The following is a 15,876-nucleotide window of genomic DNA, read 5'->3' as shown; positions in this document are numbered from 1 at the left end:
CTCAAAACTGCTCAATTGAATAAATAACAATATCTTTGATCTGATGGAATTATTATGGTTAGTTACAGGAATTGCAATAGGAGGAATAGCCACTTGGTTTATAGCCAAGTTTAAGTTTAGTGGCAATAATTCTTCGGATTCTGAATTGAAATTGGAAAAAGAACGGGTTCAGGATTTAAAGAATCAATATTTGGAGATAAAAAAAGAGCTGGAAACAGAAAGAGCCAAAACTTTTGAGTTGAATAACAGTTTGGCTGCTACTGAATCGGACTATCGAAACTTGCAAGAACGATTAGCTGAGCAAAAGCAGGAATTAAAATCCCTTCAAGAGCAGTTTGCTGTTCAGTTTAAAAACTTGGCCAACGAAATTTTTGAAGAGAAATCGAAAAAGTTTACAGATCAGAATAAGACTAACCTTTCAGAGATTCTCAATCCGCTAAAAGAAAAGATTACAGATTTTGAGAAAAAAGTAGAGCTTAATAGTAAGGAGAATTTACAATACAGCACTGCTTTAAAAGAACAGCTAACCGGCTTAAAAGAACTGAATCAGCAGATGACAAAAGAAGCTGAGAGTTTAACCAAAGCACTAAAAGGGGACTCAAAAGCACAGGGTAATTGGGGTGAAATGCAGATTGAGTTGATATTGGAAAAAGCGGGTTTGCAGAAGGACGTGCATTATTTTAAAGAGAAAAATTTTAAAACTGAAGATAACCAAAATCAAAGGCCAGATTATATAATTATGATGCCTGATGACAAGGCGATTGTGCTGGACTCAAAGGTATCTCTAACTGCCTATGCTAATTACTTCGATGCGGATGATGATAAGCAGGCTCCTTATCTTAAGCAGCATTTGGATAGTGTTAATGGCCACATTAAAATGCTCAGCGAAAAAAAGTATCAGAACATTCATGATATTAATCAACCTGATTATGTGATGATGTTTGTGGCTAATGAACCTGCACTAACCATTGCCCTAAAGGAGGATCAGGACCTATACGAAAAGGCCTTAGATAAAAATATTGTTTTGGTGAGTACTACCACGTTAATGGCAACGCTTAGAACAATTTCATACATCTGGAAGCAGGATTTACAAAACAAAAATGCGATTGAAATTGCTCGCCAGGCAGGAGCTTTATATGACAAGTTCGTGAACTTCTCAAATGACCTGATTGATATTGGCAAGAGCATCGATAAAACCAAAGCTATCTACACAGAAGCTTCAAAGAAACTATATGAAGGCAATGATAACCTAGTTAGAAAAACTGAGCGATTGAAAGAGCTGGGAGCGAAAGCCAGTAAATCAATAGAATCAAAATTATTAGATAGAGCGGAGTAGGTTATTCCGTGAGAGGAAGAACCCTGGTTTGTTTAATTTTCTTTAACACCATATGGCTGTTTACAACCCCAATGTTGTCTAGTCGGGCTAGCTTTTTATTCACGAAGTCACCGTAATCATCCATATTTTTCACGAGAATTTTCAGGAGAAAGTCGAACGAGCCGGCCAGGTGATAGCATTCTAATACCTCCTCGAATTTTTTAATGTCTTCCTCAAACTGCTTTAAGAAATCGGCCTTGTGAGATTCAAGAGTAACAGAGCAAAATACCTCTAGGCCAAAGCCCATTTTCTTCTCATCAATATGGGCATGATACCCGGTGATTACATTCTGTTTTTCTAGTCGCTTTAACCGATCATAAATGGGCGTAATGCTTAAACCTAATTCACTGCTTAATTCTTTCATCGACATTTTACCATTGCGTTGAAGCAGGGAAACCAGTTTTCTGTCAATACTATCCATATAAATTTTCTGTTTTATCGGTTATAAATCATCTATACAGTTTATATATACTGTTATTTATTCAAATATTAGTTGAATTATCTTATCATATAGCATTTTATATAAATATTTTTCTTATTGCTTACTTAAACACAAGCATTATGAGTAAGAAAATGAGTCCGGAAAGTTTAATGATGTCGTATGGATATAAACCATCGTTATCAGAGGGAGCAATCAAATCACCAATATTTCAAACATCTACATTCGCATTTGAAAGTGCGGAGGCAGGGAAAGCCTTTTTTGAGGTGGCTTATGGCCTCAGGGAGAAGAATGAAGGTGAAGAACTAGGCCTTATATATAGCCGATTGAATAATCCAGATTTAGAAATACTTGAAAATAGATTAACACTTTGGGATGAGGCAGAGGATGCTGCGGTATTTGAAAGTGGAATGAGTGCAATTACAACTGCATTGTTACAATTCTTATCACCTGGAGATTTGATTCTACACAGTAATCCTATTTATGGAGGAACAGATCATTTTATAAAACATGTACTTCCCAGATTTCAAATCAATGTAATTGGTTTTGATCCATTAGAGTCTGAGGAGGATATTATTCAAAAAATAGAGGCCAGTGGCTGTGCAGATCGTTTAAAGATGGTTTATGTTGAAACGCCAGCGAATCCTACCAACCACTTAATTGATTTGGAATTGTGCAGAAGAGTGGCAGATTATTTTTCTAAAGAAGAAAAGGCATTGGTAGTGGTAGATAATACGTATATGGGGCCTATATGGCAGCATCCTCTAAAATTTGGTGCTGACTTGGTCATTTATTCCGCAACGAAATACATAGGTGGACACAGTGATGTAATTGCCGGAGCTTGCTTAGGGTCTAAAGAACACATTGCAAAAATTAAAGAGATGCGTACGTTTCTAGGCAATATGGCAGGGCCGTGGACAGGTTGGCTTTTATTGCGAAGTTTAGAAACCCTTAAAATAAGGATGGAAAAGCAAGCAGAAAATGCGGCTTATGTATTTAATGTAATTAAGGATCATCCTAAGGTAGAGCGAATCGGTTATTTGGGAGCTATAAAAGAAGGTACGCCTCAATACGAAATATTCAAAAAGCAATATACTTCAGCTGGAGCAATGCTTTCAATCATATTGAAAGGTGGTGAAAAGGAAGCTTTCAAATTTCTGAATAGCTTGAAGCTGATCAAATTGGCTGTGAGTTTAGGTAGTACGGAATCATTGGCTCAGCATCCTGCTTCCATGACACACGCTGGAGTTGATCATGACGAAAAGATCAAGTTTGGTATCAAAGATAGTCTCGTAAGACTTTCAGTGGGAGTGGAGAACCCTGCTGATCTTGTTTGGGACATTGAACAGGCACTGGAGCATATCGAGTAAACCGTTTTTGGTACTAATGCTCATATTCTAAGTTTTTTCTTGTGAGACTTAGCACCAATTATCATTTGAGTTTAGCGATATCTGTAATTCAGCGACCGCTTATTTTCACGAAAAATATAGGTCTAAAAATAAAAGTAGACTCCTATGCACTTAGCTTCGATGAGCACTGCAGTTGATCTAACTTTTATTTTTTTACTTTTATATTGGTTAAATTCTATTTAGCTTGTATGCTCGTTAAACTATAAACCCTGAAATCATGAAAAAATTCTTACTCATTTTATTTCTTGCAGTTGTTACCGTGCAAGGATATTCACAGATTAAAAAGTGTGCCGTAATTTCGGTTTTTGGTAACAGAAATTTGTCTGATGATCCGTTAGATACAAAGTTGTACGAAAAAGTGCTAAAGGACTCTTCGTTCAATATTGCAGGAACAGTTAACGAATTTGAAGCACTCATAATGAATGAGTTCGTACCACAGTTTCCATTTGCTTTTAAAGACAAAGCGGAAGTGATCAATAGTGAAGATTATAAGGCATTAGATTCTATTGTTACTTACAAAACTCATATTTGGGAAGAATCTTCATGGGATTGGGCTAATCCATTAATTCCTGCCGATGGTTATATTAATATTGCCGCATTAGGTATTGTTACGGACAAGAGAGCCATTAAAAAGGCGTTTGAAATTTTCCCTGATATAGATGCAGTTCTGATCGCTTATGTTGATTTTAACTTATATGATAATGTTGGTATTGGTGGTATTACAAGTAAGAAAGTGTATGCTTATGCTAATATTAAAGTTTTCAACAGCGAGGCAAAAAGGATCTTTAAACTAAAGGAGAGAGAGTCTTCCAAAAAAGGAGTTACTGCACTTGGCGGCTTTGTACTTGACCCGCGTAAGTTAACACCAATGGTTTTTGATGCAGCAGAACAGCTTTTCGCAGAAATGAAGAAAAACATGCCAAAGAAACTAGCTAAAATGGCCAAGAAGATTGATAAAATGGCTGGTGAAGATGACAATTAATCACTTATCATTAAGTTTAAACCCTGGCGGCATCGTCAGGGTTTTTTTATGAAAGGAATTTCTACAGATGTCATTCGATTAGGTAAAAAATACCGCCTCCAAAACTTTGGCGATGTGTATGAATTTGAAGTAATACAATTTCTTCAGGGAGAAAACTTCAAATTCAAGGATTTGTCAACGCTGGAAATCTATGAGTATAAAGACCTTGTAGAATTCGGCAAGGGAAAAGACTTTGAGATTGTAGAGATATAAAAAGAAAGCGCCTCAAGGGCGCCTTTTTTATTAGTTTGTAAATCCATTTAGGGTATTCAGTGCTTCTTTTAAGTAGGCTGATCCAGCGGCACTCACTTTCTCTTTGTAAACTTTTGGATCTACTTCAACCGCATGTGTTTTACTCAAATATTTATCGCTCACATTGTACTTGGTTAAAGCTCCATAGCTGCTGCCCCATAAATCCTGATCTGCTGATTCTGCAGCTTTATATTTCTTCTCTTCCATTACACCTTCAATCTTTACAGGCTTCTTTAATTGCAGATTAGTAAATGCTTCTGGTTTTACTCTTTTTTCAGCAAAGTAGTAACTGGAGTATGTTTTAGCTACATCCGTATTAAATGATCCCGTTGCTCCCATGGCCTCATTTTCCAATCTTAGGTCTGACTTAACCACAATTTTTGCTACGCCACCTACTGCTTTCGAGAGTCCCTTGCTTGCACCAGATTCTGCGTCAGAAACGAATGGGACTACAACTGTAACAGTATTTACTATTGCTCCATCAAGATCGGCACTAAGCCTATAACCATTAAATTTATTCTTATTCTTTTTTCCATCATCTGATGTTTCTTTCACATAGTACTTAAATCCATCAGGTATAGAGGTGAGTAGACCTCTGAATTGCTCTTCACTCAAGGTACCTCCTTCTTTTAAATGATACCCTTCAAACTCCTTTGTACTTGCTGCTGCCTCGCCACTAATAATTTCATAGCCGGAATTCTTTAGCTCTTTTAAATAGTTAGCATATATTTCATTGGTTGTTGCTTTAATATCTTCTTCAGAAAGGCCTTTAATGGCCATATTAAGTCCGGCTACAGCATCTCCTCTGTATCCACCACCAATTTCACTACCCCCTTGTGCTACTTCAACCTGGCTGTACAATAGTTGATATATAACTCTGAATTGAGCGATATATACTTTTTTTGGAGCTTTCTTAAACTTCTTTTGGGCGTAACCGGAAACATCTTTTAGCTCGATATTCTGAGCCTGCATTAGGCTACTTAAAAATAACAGTACGATTATGTAAGGTATAGGTCTCATTGATTTGTAATTTTAGTTTGAAATATATTCAAAATTACTTCTCACGTGTAGTCGAGTCCATCCCATAATGGTGGTAAATCCTTATACCCTCCAGCACGGATATTAAATCAAATTATTGGCATAGGCGTATTTCAAGAGGCCTACCAGATTGTTAGTGTCTGTTTTTCTGAAAATGTTTTTTCTATGGGTTTCTACTGTTCTTTCACTGATAAAGAGTTCCTCGGCTATTTGCCGATTTGTATATTCTTTGGAGATCAGGACTACTATTTCACGTTCTCTGGGGGTTAGTAGTTTGTTCTCATCCGAATGTAGATTATTTATTAGCAACTGGTTGATTTCATTGCTTAAATAGATTTGATCATTTCTTACTGCGGTTATAGCATTTAACAATTCTTTATGGCTGTTCTTTTTTAGAACATAACCATTTATACCTTCTTTTAGAATCTCCTTTACCAAATGAGCTTCATCATGCATGCTGAGCACAATTATCTTTACTTCCTTATCTAACAGTTTAACTTTTCTCACTAAGGTTAAACCGTCTTCTTCTTCTAATGAGTAATCAGTAATAATCAGATGAATTTCATTTTTCTTTAATTGATTGAGACACTCAGCGATTGTATTTACCTTGGCAATCACTTGCATATCCTCATTTTTAGAAATTAGACTTTCTAGTCCGTCCAATACCAAAGTGTGATCGTCAACAAGCAAAAGATTATACATGATGGCAAGACTCCTGTTTACTGAAGGAAAATACTTTAAAAAACGCATAATTCAAGTTTAATTCTCGAATTATCTATTTTTTGATTTCATTCTCAATACCCTCATCATGGTATATAGTTGTACCAGATAAAGGAACGTTAACAATAAACGTAGTTTGATTTGCCTGGGGGGAGGTATCCAAATTAATCTCAGCCATCATAAGATTAGCTCGGGAAGAAATGTTTTTCCATCCATTACCCATACTGTTGAACATAAGGTTTTTGTCAAAACCCCCTCCATTATCTTCTATGATTAACGTTAGTTCATGTTCGTCACTTGTTAACTGTATACTTACTTTATCAGCATTGCTATGCTTAATAATGTTGTTTATCCATTCTTGAGTAATCCTGAAAATGGATACTTCGATTAAATCGTCAAATCGCGTGTCAGCTGCATGCATCTGGGTTTCTATTTTTAATTTGCCTGCAATGTTTATTCTGGCGGCAAATTCGCGAATAGCTTCTTTTAACCCTTGCTTTACCAGAGTTTGAGGCATTAGATCGAAACAGATGGTTCTTAACTCTTCATACATTCCATCCAGAATAGTTACAGACTGATCAAATAGTGTGGCTTTTTCTTCAGGCGTCTCTTTTTCTTGAAGCGAAGCGATATTCATATTCAAAATAGAGATCATCTGGCCGAAGCCATCATGTATGTCTTGTGCAAATCGTTTTCGCTCTTTTTCCTGAGAATCTATGATGGCCGAAATCTGACTTTTACGATACTCCAATTCTTTTTCTTGCAATGCTAATTCATGCTTTTTACGCGTTCTATTAAGTATGAGATAAACAATTACGAAAACTAGTATTAAACCTATTGCTAAGGCAGTGATAATGATTCTATTCTCACGAAGAGAAGCTTGTTGCGCTTCAAGTTGTAATTGCTGATTTTCGATTTCCCGTTGTTTATTTTCAGTATCGTACTTTGCCTGAAGCTCCTCCAAAGTTTGTATGCGCTCAAATTGATAGATGCTATCTCTAAGTTCATTAGACAGTACGAGGTACTCAAAGGCTTGGTCATATTCATTAATCTGAGAATAACATTGTGCCAATTTACTGTAGATGTCTTTTTTCTGAATCTGTGACTGAGTAGTCTGGGTGATGGATAAAGATTTTTTGAGATGTTCAATGGCTGATAAGTAATTGCCTTGAACAAAATCTAACTCTCCTAAATTATAATATAAATCACTCATTTCATTTTTGCCATCGTACTTGATGGCTATATCAAGGGCCTGCAAATAATAATTACGAGCGTCTTCAAAGGCATTTCTTTTCTTCGACAGGCCTCCAAGATTCGTTAGATTAACATATTTAAGTTCGTCATCCGGGGTGGTATTAAGGATGTCATTGCTTTGTTGAATTAATGATATTGCTTTGACATCGTTATTTCTATTTTTTTCAATAACGGCCATGTTTCCAAGAATTTTTGCAACCCCCAAACTATCTCCAGCTTTTCTTTTAAGAAGTATTCCCTCATAGTAAGCTTGCAGTGCTTCGTCAGGTTTACCAAGTAAATCGAGTACAGAGCCAATATTTAATTTGCTGGCTGCTAATTCTTTTGGTGGAGCATTACGATTTAATTTGATATTGTAAGATTTGATAAGTGCAGCAAGTGCATTTTCATAATCTCCGAGGTCTGTATAAACCAGGCCTAAATTATTAAGGGCGAAGCTCTCCACCCTTTTATCTCCAATTTCTTCAGCTATTTGTATTGACTTTTTGTAATGATCAATGGCCTCTTCATTGAGGCCAAAATCGGACAGGTAATTGCCCTTTAAATTAATTGAAACAGCCAGGCGTAGTTTATTTCCTGCCCTTTTAAAGTACATAGAAGCGGTATCTAATGCTGTTATTGCATTTGAATCCTGATAACTAGAGTAGTAGGCTTTTGCCATATTATAATAAGCCTCACCTATCTTGTCGGTACTGTCAATTTGAATGTAACCTGCGATGGCCAGTTTATACTTAAGAATTGCAGAATCGTAAGCTCCTTTTTCATGATACACTTCGGCACTGGCGTAATTGTCAGAGGGAGCAGGGTTGGTATTAAATAATATTAAAAGTAATAGACTGAGCATATTTCGGTATATAAACCGAAATATAGTCATTTATTAAAAAATGTTGAATGATGAACTTAGCTACCGTCTCGCGAAATCCTTAGCGTAATAAGTGAGAATTACATCGGCACCAGCTCTTTTGATAGACAGGAGAATTTCGTTCATAATGGCATCTTTATCTAACCAGCCTTTTTCAGCTGCCGCACACACCATTGCATATTCTCCACTAACATTATATGCTGCAATTGGCAGATCGTAATTTTCCTTAAGAAGTTGAATTACATCTAGATATGCCAATGCCGGCTTTACCATTAAGAAATCGGCACCTTCTTCAACGTCCAAATCAGCTTCAATCAATGCTTCTCTCTTATTGGCAGGATCCATTTGATAAGTTTTTTTATCACCACTTTTTGGTGCAGAATCCAAGGCATCTCTAAAAGGACCATAAAAGGCACTGGCATACTTAGCAGTGTATGACATGATAGATACATCAGAGAAGTCATGAATATCCAATTCTTCTCTTAAGTAGCCTACCCGGCCATCCATCATATCACTCGGACCAATAATGTCAATCCCGGTTTCCGCTTGAGCTAATGCCATTTTAGCTAAAATGTCTAGTGTTTCGTCATTTAAAATGTTGCCATTCTCATCTACTAACCCATCATGTCCGTCAGAGCTGTATGGATCCATGGCAACGTCTGTTATGATGCAGGCTTCAGGAAATTCTTTCTTTATTTTTTTTAGAGCCTGTAGATAGAAAAACTTTGGGTCGTAGCTTTTAGTGGCTGTTTTATCCTTATGCTTTTCTTCTACTACAGGAAAAATGTCAAAAGACATAATGCCAAGCTTCAAACATTGCTCAATCTCTAAAAGCATTTTGTTAAGCCCTAAGCGATAGATGCCCGGCATTGATGCCACCTCAATGGAAGCTTGAGGCGATTCAAGAAGAAACAAAGGATATATTAAATCCGAATTTGAAACTTGCGTTTCTCGGATCATAGATCTGATAGTTTCTGACTTTCTATTTCTTCTTGGCCTGATATTCATTGTTAACTTGGCAATAGGTTCAAGGGTATGTTGTTTGGGTTGTAACCTTTAGGAAATCGAGTGATGCAGAATTTTAACCCGCAGACCGATACAAATATTCCTAAAGCAGAAGGTAATATAAGAATGAAAGGATTAACGTTAGTGAGCAATATACTAGCAACGCATCCGGTTAAAATAGCTAATATAATAGCTACCCTTGCTATGTACGCAGTAGGCTGAGTTCCAAACTTGAAGGATGCAGTTGTGTTCACGCCCAAATGCATATGTAATACACGAACAAAAGAGTTATAAAAATTAGACTGCTCTATTTCCTCGTTTTTATCATTATAGTTTTTACTTGAAATGTAAACCGGCTTCTTGTCTATTATATTAAGGGTGCAAGAAAATTCTCCCGGACTGCAGAAACCCCCAGGATTATTTAGCCAAACTTTAGTTATTTTATTGTACGGGTATTCATACGTACTCCCTTCAAAATTTAATGTCAAACTTTTCTCTTTTAAAACAATAGTCCTCAGGTAATCCTCAGGACTATTCTTAAAGGTGTATTCCATATATTACTTTGAAAAATTCTTTATCGTTTTTTCTATGATATCACAGCACTCATGGAGCTGCTCCTCTGTCATAACCAAAGGTGGTGCAAATCTAATGATGTTCCCATGAGTTGGTTTAGCAAGTAAGCCATTATCTTTTAGTGCAACACAAATATCCCAAGCTGTTGAGCTTTCGGGTGAGTCGTTAATGACAATCGCATTAAGTAATCCTTTTCCTCTAACCAACTTAATTAAGTCGTTTGTCTGAATGAACTTCTCCATTCGCTCACGGAAAATATTACCAAGTTTACGCGCATTTTGAATTAATTTTTCATCATATATTACTTCCAATGCCGCGACTGCCACTTTCGATCCTAGTGGATTTCCACCGAAGGTACTTCCGTGCTGCCCGGGTTTAATTACTTCCATGATGTGATTATCTGCCAATACAGCCGATACAGGGAACACACCACCAGAAATGGCTTTGCCTAAAACAAGCATATCCGGCTTTGTGTAAGTAGATTGTTGCTCACATTTATTTTCACAAGAGCAATCTCCACAAACTCTAAGTAGGCCACCAGTACGGGCAATACCTGTCTGAATTTCATCAGCTATGAACAGAACACCAGCATCCTTACAAATTTTGGCAGCCTCCGCAACGAAATTGTCATCCGGAACAAATACTCCAGCTTCACCTTGAATTGGCTCTACTAAAAAGCCTGCAACATTTTCTTCTGCGACTGCTTTTTTTAGTGCACCCAGGTCGTTATAAGGTATTTTAATAAACCCGGGTGTATACGGGCCGAAATTTTTTCTTGCTCCTTCGTCATTAGAGAATGAGATTATAGTAGTTGTTCTTCCATGGAAGTTTCCATCACACACAATGATTTTAGCCTCATTTTCTGGAATCCCCTGTTTCTCATATGCCCATTTTCTACAAATTTTTAGGGCAGTTTCTACTGCTTCGGCACCCGTATTCATGGGTAGTACCTTGTCGAAACCGAAATATTCCGTTAAGTATTTTTCGTAGGGGCCAAGTACATTATTATAAAAGGCCCTTGAAGTTAGAGTGAGTGTTTCGGCCTGCTCTTTTAGTGCCCCAACAATTTTAGGGTGACAATGACCTTGATTTACAGCACTATAAGATGATAAAAAGTCGTAGTATTTCTTACCCTCCACATCCCAAACATAAACACCTTCACCTTTTGCCAGGACAACTGGCAGCGGATGATAGTTGTGTGCACCATGCTTATCTTCCAGGTTAATTAAATCTTGAGACGATAGTTTTTCATTTATGATAGCTTCCATACTTGTAAAGGATTAATAATTATACATTACTACATCATCGCGGAGAGCAGCCATCCTTTCCTCATTTATCGAATTTGGAGAGAAATCATCCTACACTTCAAATCTAACGAAATAGAAATAAATCAATGAATGAAAATTAAGGATGTTATTGAAAATGAATATTCGTAATTTTATTTATAAGTCCCTTTTGGTAATTAAAATTGTTTTTTCGATATTTGCAGACCCAAAAATAATTAGAGGATTTAGTTATTAAATTTAGATAAAGATGTCACGAGTTTGTCAGATAACAGGGAAAAGACCTCAGGTAGGTAATAACGTTTCTCACGCAAACAATAAAACGAAGAGAAAATTCTACCCTAATCTTCAAAAAAAGAGATTTTATATCCCTGAAGAAGATGCTTGGGTTACGTTGAAAGTTTCTACTTCTGCGATAAGAACAATTAACAAAAATGGCATCACTGCTGTGTTAAAAAAAGCTAGAGCTAACGGTAATACACTAGTATAACCGATTAAAAATATAGTATTATGGCAAAGAAAGGTAATAGAGTTCAGGTAATATTAGAGTGCACAGAGCATAAAAATAGTGGTATGCACGGTACTTCAAGATATATTACTACCAAAAACAGAAAGAACACCACTGACAGATTGGAGCTTAAGAAGTTCAACCCAATCTTAAAGAAAATGACTGTTCACAAAGAAATTAAATAATCATGGCTAAGAAAGTAGTAGCATCACTCCAAAAAAAGGAAGGAAAGAATTTCGCAAAAGTGATCAGAGCAGTTAGGTCTGAGAAGACTGATGCTTACACTTTTAGAGAAGAGATTGTAACTCTTGATCAAGTTCAAGATACATTGAAAAAAAACTAAGGTATTGAGAAATATCGAATGGTAAGAAAGTCCCAATTGGGACTTTTTTGCTTTATTTATAGTTCATATTTTAATATAAAGCACATGGCACTATTCGGGGGTCTGTTTTCAAAAGAAAAGAAGGAATCTTTAGACAAAGGGCTTGAGAAAACGAAAGAAAGCTTTTTCACAAAATTAGGTAAGGCAGTTGCCGGTAAATCTAAAGTTGATGATGATGTATTAGATGAACTGGAGGAAGTGCTCATTACATCCGATGTAGGCGTTGATACTACCATTAAAATTATTCAACGTATCGAAGAAAGAGTAGCCAGAGACAAGTATTTGGGTGTTGAAGAACTGGATAAGATATTAAAAGAAGAAATTGCAGGCCTTTTATCTGAGAATAATGTTCAGGATTTAAAGGACTTTACCTTGCCCGATGTAAAAAAGCCTTATGTGATAATGGTGGTGGGTGTAAATGGTGTAGGCAAAACAACCACTATTGGAAAACTATCTGCACAATATAAGAATGCAGGTTACAATGTTGTACTTGGTGCTGCGGATACATTCAGAGCGGCTGCAGTAGATCAAATTAAACTCTGGGGTGAGCGCGTTGGTGTGCCTGTAATTGCAAAAGGCATGAATACAGACCCTTCAGCTGTAGCATTCGAAGCGGTGGAGTATGGCGTAAAGAACAACGCAGATGTAGTAATCATTGATACTGCTGGCAGGCTGCATAACAAGGTTAATTTAATGAACGAGTTAACCAAGATTAAGCGTGTAATGCAAAAATTTGTACCAGAAGCACCTCATGATGTGATGCTTGTGCTAGATGGCAGCACCGGCCAGAATGCAATGATTCAAGCGAGGGAGTTTACCAAAGCAACGGAAGTAACATCCATGGCAATTACAAAATTAGATGGCACTGCTAAAGGTGGTGTGGTAATTGGCATTTCGGAAGAATTTAAAATACCGGTTAAATACATTGGTGTAGGTGAAAAAGTAGATGACCTACAGGTGTTTAACAAAGCCGAGTTTGTTGACTCGCTGTTCAACAAATAAATTTATATCTACTCAATAAATACCCAGTTTTAGGTATTTACTTTCACTAGAAACTTTAAGAATTTCGTTCTAGGTTAAAACGTAGGAAATTTCATTTTGAAAATGCTCATGAACAAGCATGTACAAAATTGAAGGTTTAGGTTTTATGTAGGTGGAAAGACTAGCCAAAAAGTTGGTTAGTCTTTTCTTTTTGGGGCAGGTGTATACTCCCTAAATGGTATTTTAAATATGATCCAATATTCAAACCCCCAGCGAGACTCTTCTGTTGCTCTTCCAAACCCAGGAATCCAGAGTGGTGCTAGCTCGTTATTTGAGTAATTATCATTCACACTAAATTTGAATCTAGCTGTATAGCCCGACCATATAAACTTATATAGCTTTACTTTCAACCCGGTGGTGAGTTCATACCATCGGCTTGTTAATGTCGAGTTTTCTAAACTTTCTGTACCGTTACCCCAAAAGTCACTGGTGTAATCGTAGACAAGTCGATCTTCATAATTAGCCTGTGCATATCTGATACCGAAAAATAATGCACTCTGATCAGGATCTCGGTGCAAGAAGTTTATATCAGGACCTATTTTGAAGAAGTTGCCTTCATTTTGGTAAATAGAAGCATCGTTGGGTCCATTCCACTGCCTTTCAAAAATCCCATATTCAATATTTAAAAAGTAGCGGTAGAAATCAATATCAGCAGAAATCTTCCATTGTCTTACATCTGCCTGGGTAATAGCACTTAAACCTTTATCTACCACACCTTGTCCTAGGCTCACTAAATCTAACCCAACCCTTACCCCAGTTGGTTTAAATTTGTTAACCCTGCTTGAATCGGTGGCTATTGAATCTACCTGTGCACTTGCATTCAGCGAGTACACAATTAATATAAGGCTAATTGTATACTCTAATATTCTCATTGACTAGTTCTGGTTGTAGGAAATTAGTTTCCATACTTGCATTAAATACTCTTACTGAATCAAAATCACTTCTAATAACTTCAATACCATTATAAACAACCTCAGTGCCACAATCTTCTGAAATAAGCCTGGCTGTTTTTTTATATCCAACGATAAGTGTATCTAATCCAAATTCAGTATCAAAATATAATCGAATTTCAGAATCTGCAGGATTTATAGGTAAAACAACATCACTTGTATCATTAGAATTTTCTAGAATTGATCCATCTATACCCTCAACCTCAAGAAGATTTATTCTTAAAGGTTGTGCTGTTCCATCAATAACACTATAAAAGCCAATCTTCATTTTTGAGCCCCCTTGTAATATGCAATCAGGTTCATCGCAACTAAACAAGGTAGAGATCAACAGTAATATAAAAAGGGATGTCTTTTTCATTATCAGGCTGCAAATATAACCGAACCCTATTCAATCAAGAAGCAATTTAAATTTTCTTAATTTTGCACTCTAAAAACCAAGGATTTGAAAACAAAAACGAGACGTAGGGATAAGGTTAATATTGTAACGCTAGGTTGCTCAAAAAATTTAGTTGACTCTGAAGTAATGCTTACTCAGCTGCGGGGCAATAAAATTGACACAACGCATGAGGCTGAAAATGATGATGCCAATATCGTGATAGTAAACACGTGCGGATTTATTGATAATGCTAAGCAAGAATCTATCGATACCATTTTAAGATATGCTGATGCTAAAAGTGAAGGTCTGGTAGAAAAATTATATGTTACAGGATGCCTTTCTCAGCGCTATAAAGATGATCTTGAAAAGGAAATACCTCAGGTAGATGCTTTTTTTGGTACGCGCGACCTACCATTACTATTAAAGAGGTTTAAGGCAGACTACAAAAAGGAATTAGTAGGGGAGAGAGTATTAACTTCAGCCGGACATTACGCCTATTTGAAAATTGCTGAGGGTTGCGACAGGCCTTGTTCTTTTTGTGCTATACCATTAATGCGAGGCAAGCATATATCTAAACCAATTGAAGAACTGGTACTAGAGGCTAAGAATTTAGCTAAAAATGGCACTAAAGAGTTGCTGTTAATTGCTCAGGATTCCACTTACTATGGGTTAGATATTTATAAAAAGAGAAATTTAGCAGAGCTACTACAAAATTTAGCTGATGTTGATGGTATTGACTGGGTAAGGTTGCATTATGCTTTTCCTACTGGTTTTCCGCTCGATATTTTAGAAGTAATGGCCCAACACCCTAACATCTGCAATTATTTAGATATGCCCCTTCAACATGGCTCAACCAACATATTGAAAGCGATGAGGCGTGGCACAACACGCGAAAAACAAGAAGAGTTAATTGCCACTATTAGGGAAAAGGTGCCAGGAGTTGCGTTACGAACTACCTTAATTGCTGGTTATCCTGGTGAAACGGACAAAGACTTTCAAGAAATGTATGATTTTGTTGAGCGATCCAGATTTGAACGATTAGGAATATTTACTTATTCACACGAAGAAAATACCCACGCATATAATTTTAAGGATGATGTTCCTGATAAAGTGAAACAAGAGCGTGCTAATGCCGTAATGGAGTTACAGGAAAAAATCTCTTATGAAATCAATCAGGAGAAAATTGATAAGACTTTTAAGGTGCTGATAGATAGAGCAGAAGGAGGAAGTTTTATTGGCAGAACTGAATTTGATTCTCCTGAAGTTGATAATGAAGTAATTATTGATGGAGCAAGTCATGCGAGATTAGGGGATTTCTGTAATGTAAAAATTAATGATGCCACTGAGTTTGATTTATATGGTGAAGTGGTGTAGAGAAAATTGGCTTA

The 15,876-nt window shown here is 36.6% G+C and carries 18 protein-coding genes; 9 read left to right on the top strand and 9 right to left on the bottom strand.

The features are described 5' to 3' along the window. Window positions 1-43 precede the first annotated feature (43 nt). Window positions 44-1,336 carry a DNA recombination protein RmuC gene (gene rmuC / locus JR347_RS02200; RefSeq protein ID WP_205722429.1) on the top strand — a complete coding sequence of 431 codons (1,293 nt, stop codon included), beginning with the start codon at window positions 44-46 and terminating at the stop codon, window positions 1,334-1,336. 1 nt (window position 1,337) lies between these two features. Here the strand turns inward: rmuC and JR347_RS02195 are convergent, their stop codons facing one another. After that, the gene (locus JR347_RS02195; RefSeq protein ID WP_205722428.1) at window positions 1,338-1,796 is read right to left on the bottom strand and encodes an Lrp/AsnC family transcriptional regulator; all 459 of its coding nucleotides are present in this window, start codon (window positions 1,794-1,796) and stop codon (window positions 1,338-1,340) included. Window positions 1,797-1,933: 137 nt separating this feature from the next. Here JR347_RS02195 and JR347_RS02190 point away from each other — a divergent pair, with 137 nt between their 5' ends. The 3 genes from JR347_RS02190 to JR347_RS02180 all read left to right on the top strand — a co-directional run bounded on the left by JR347_RS02190 (window position 1,934) and on the right by JR347_RS02180 (window position 4,457). Then, entirely contained in the window at window positions 1,934-3,184 is a 1,251-nt protein-coding gene (locus JR347_RS02190) for a cystathionine gamma-synthase family protein (protein WP_394369450.1), read from the top strand. Window positions 3,185-3,440: 256 nt separating this feature from the next. Beyond that, window positions 3,441-4,205, top strand: coding sequence for a hypothetical protein (locus JR347_RS02185; RefSeq protein WP_205722426.1), 765 nt, complete (start codon window positions 3,441-3,443; stop codon window positions 4,203-4,205). Window positions 4,206-4,253: 48 nt separating this feature from the next. Beyond that, on the top strand, window positions 4,254-4,457 hold the full coding sequence (locus tag JR347_RS02180) for a hypothetical protein (protein ID WP_205722425.1): 204 nt from the start codon (window positions 4,254-4,256) through the stop codon (window positions 4,455-4,457). 30 nt (window positions 4,458-4,487) lie between these two features. On the opposite strand, the gene JR347_RS02175 is transcribed toward JR347_RS02180, so the two are convergent. From JR347_RS02175 to rocD, 6 genes are all read right to left on the bottom strand, one after another. Further along, window positions 4,488-5,516 carry a hypothetical protein gene (locus tag JR347_RS02175; protein WP_205722424.1) on the bottom strand — a complete coding sequence of 343 codons (1,029 nt, stop codon included), beginning with the start codon at window positions 5,514-5,516 and terminating at the stop codon, window positions 4,488-4,490. A gap of 102 nt (window positions 5,517-5,618) precedes the next feature. Further along, the gene (locus JR347_RS02170) at window positions 5,619-6,284 is read right to left on the bottom strand and encodes a response regulator (protein WP_205722423.1); all 666 of its coding nucleotides are present in this window, start codon (window positions 6,282-6,284) and stop codon (window positions 5,619-5,621) included. 25 nt (window positions 6,285-6,309) lie between these two features. Beyond that, on the bottom strand, window positions 6,310-8,352 hold the full coding sequence (locus JR347_RS02165; protein ID WP_205722422.1) for a tetratricopeptide repeat-containing sensor histidine kinase: 2,043 nt from the start codon (window positions 8,350-8,352) through the stop codon (window positions 6,310-6,312). Window positions 8,353-8,412: 60 nt separating this feature from the next. Further along, entirely contained in the window at window positions 8,413-9,378 is a 966-nt protein-coding gene (hemB, locus tag JR347_RS02160; protein WP_205722421.1) for a porphobilinogen synthase, read from the bottom strand. Between the two features lie 2 nt (window positions 9,379-9,380). Then, a complete protein-coding gene (locus JR347_RS02155) occupies window positions 9,381-9,929 on the bottom strand; it encodes a hypothetical protein (protein WP_205722420.1) in 549 nt (182 codons plus the stop codon). A 3-nt stretch (window positions 9,930-9,932) separates the two neighbouring features. Continuing rightward, window positions 9,933-11,216: an ornithine--oxo-acid transaminase gene (rocD, locus tag JR347_RS02150; RefSeq protein ID WP_205722419.1), complete on the bottom strand. Its 1,284-nt coding sequence runs from the start codon at window positions 11,214-11,216 to the stop codon at window positions 9,933-9,935. Window positions 11,217-11,481: 265 nt separating this feature from the next. Between rocD and rpmB the strand changes: the two genes are divergently transcribed. From rpmB to ftsY, 4 genes are all read left to right on the top strand, one after another. Beyond that, window positions 11,482-11,721, top strand: a complete 240-nt coding sequence (gene rpmB, locus JR347_RS02145; protein ID WP_205722418.1) for a 50S ribosomal protein L28 — start codon at window positions 11,482-11,484, stop codon at window positions 11,719-11,721. A gap of 20 nt (window positions 11,722-11,741) precedes the next feature. Continuing rightward, window positions 11,742-11,924, top strand: coding sequence for a 50S ribosomal protein L33 (gene rpmG / locus JR347_RS02140; RefSeq protein ID WP_205722417.1), 183 nt, complete (start codon window positions 11,742-11,744; stop codon window positions 11,922-11,924). A 2-nt stretch (window positions 11,925-11,926) separates the two neighbouring features. After that, a complete protein-coding gene (locus tag JR347_RS02135) occupies window positions 11,927-12,082 on the top strand; it encodes a DUF4295 domain-containing protein (RefSeq protein ID WP_205722416.1) in 156 nt (51 codons plus the stop codon). Between the two features lie 84 nt (window positions 12,083-12,166). After that, complete coding sequence (ftsY, locus tag JR347_RS02130) at window positions 12,167-13,123, top strand: signal recognition particle-docking protein FtsY (RefSeq protein WP_205722415.1); 957 nt, start codon at window positions 12,167-12,169, stop codon at window positions 13,121-13,123. A gap of 176 nt (window positions 13,124-13,299) precedes the next feature. Here the strand turns inward: ftsY and JR347_RS02125 are convergent, their stop codons facing one another. After that, complete coding sequence (locus JR347_RS02125) at window positions 13,300-14,034, bottom strand: DUF6048 family protein (RefSeq protein WP_205722414.1); 735 nt, start codon at window positions 14,032-14,034, stop codon at window positions 13,300-13,302. Further along, window positions 14,009-14,470 (bottom strand): DUF6452 family protein, encoded by a 462-nt coding sequence (locus tag JR347_RS02120; RefSeq protein WP_205722413.1) that lies wholly within the window; start codon window positions 14,468-14,470, stop codon window positions 14,009-14,011. The genes JR347_RS02125 and JR347_RS02120 overlap by 26 nt, the downstream gene beginning before the upstream one ends. An 84-nt stretch (window positions 14,471-14,554) precedes the next feature. On the opposite strand from JR347_RS02120, the gene rimO reads away from it, so the two are divergent. Next, on the top strand, window positions 14,555-15,862 hold the full coding sequence (gene rimO, locus JR347_RS02115; protein WP_205722412.1) for a 30S ribosomal protein S12 methylthiotransferase RimO: 1,308 nt from the start codon (window positions 14,555-14,557) through the stop codon (window positions 15,860-15,862). The last annotated feature ends 14 nt before the right edge of the window (window positions 15,863-15,876 follow it).

It is taken from the genome of Fulvivirga lutea (assembly GCF_017068455.1).
GTDB lineage: Bacteria > Bacteroidota > Bacteroidia > Cytophagales > Cyclobacteriaceae > Fulvivirga > Fulvivirga lutea.
This window is presented reverse-complemented; position numbering and strand designations above follow the sequence as displayed.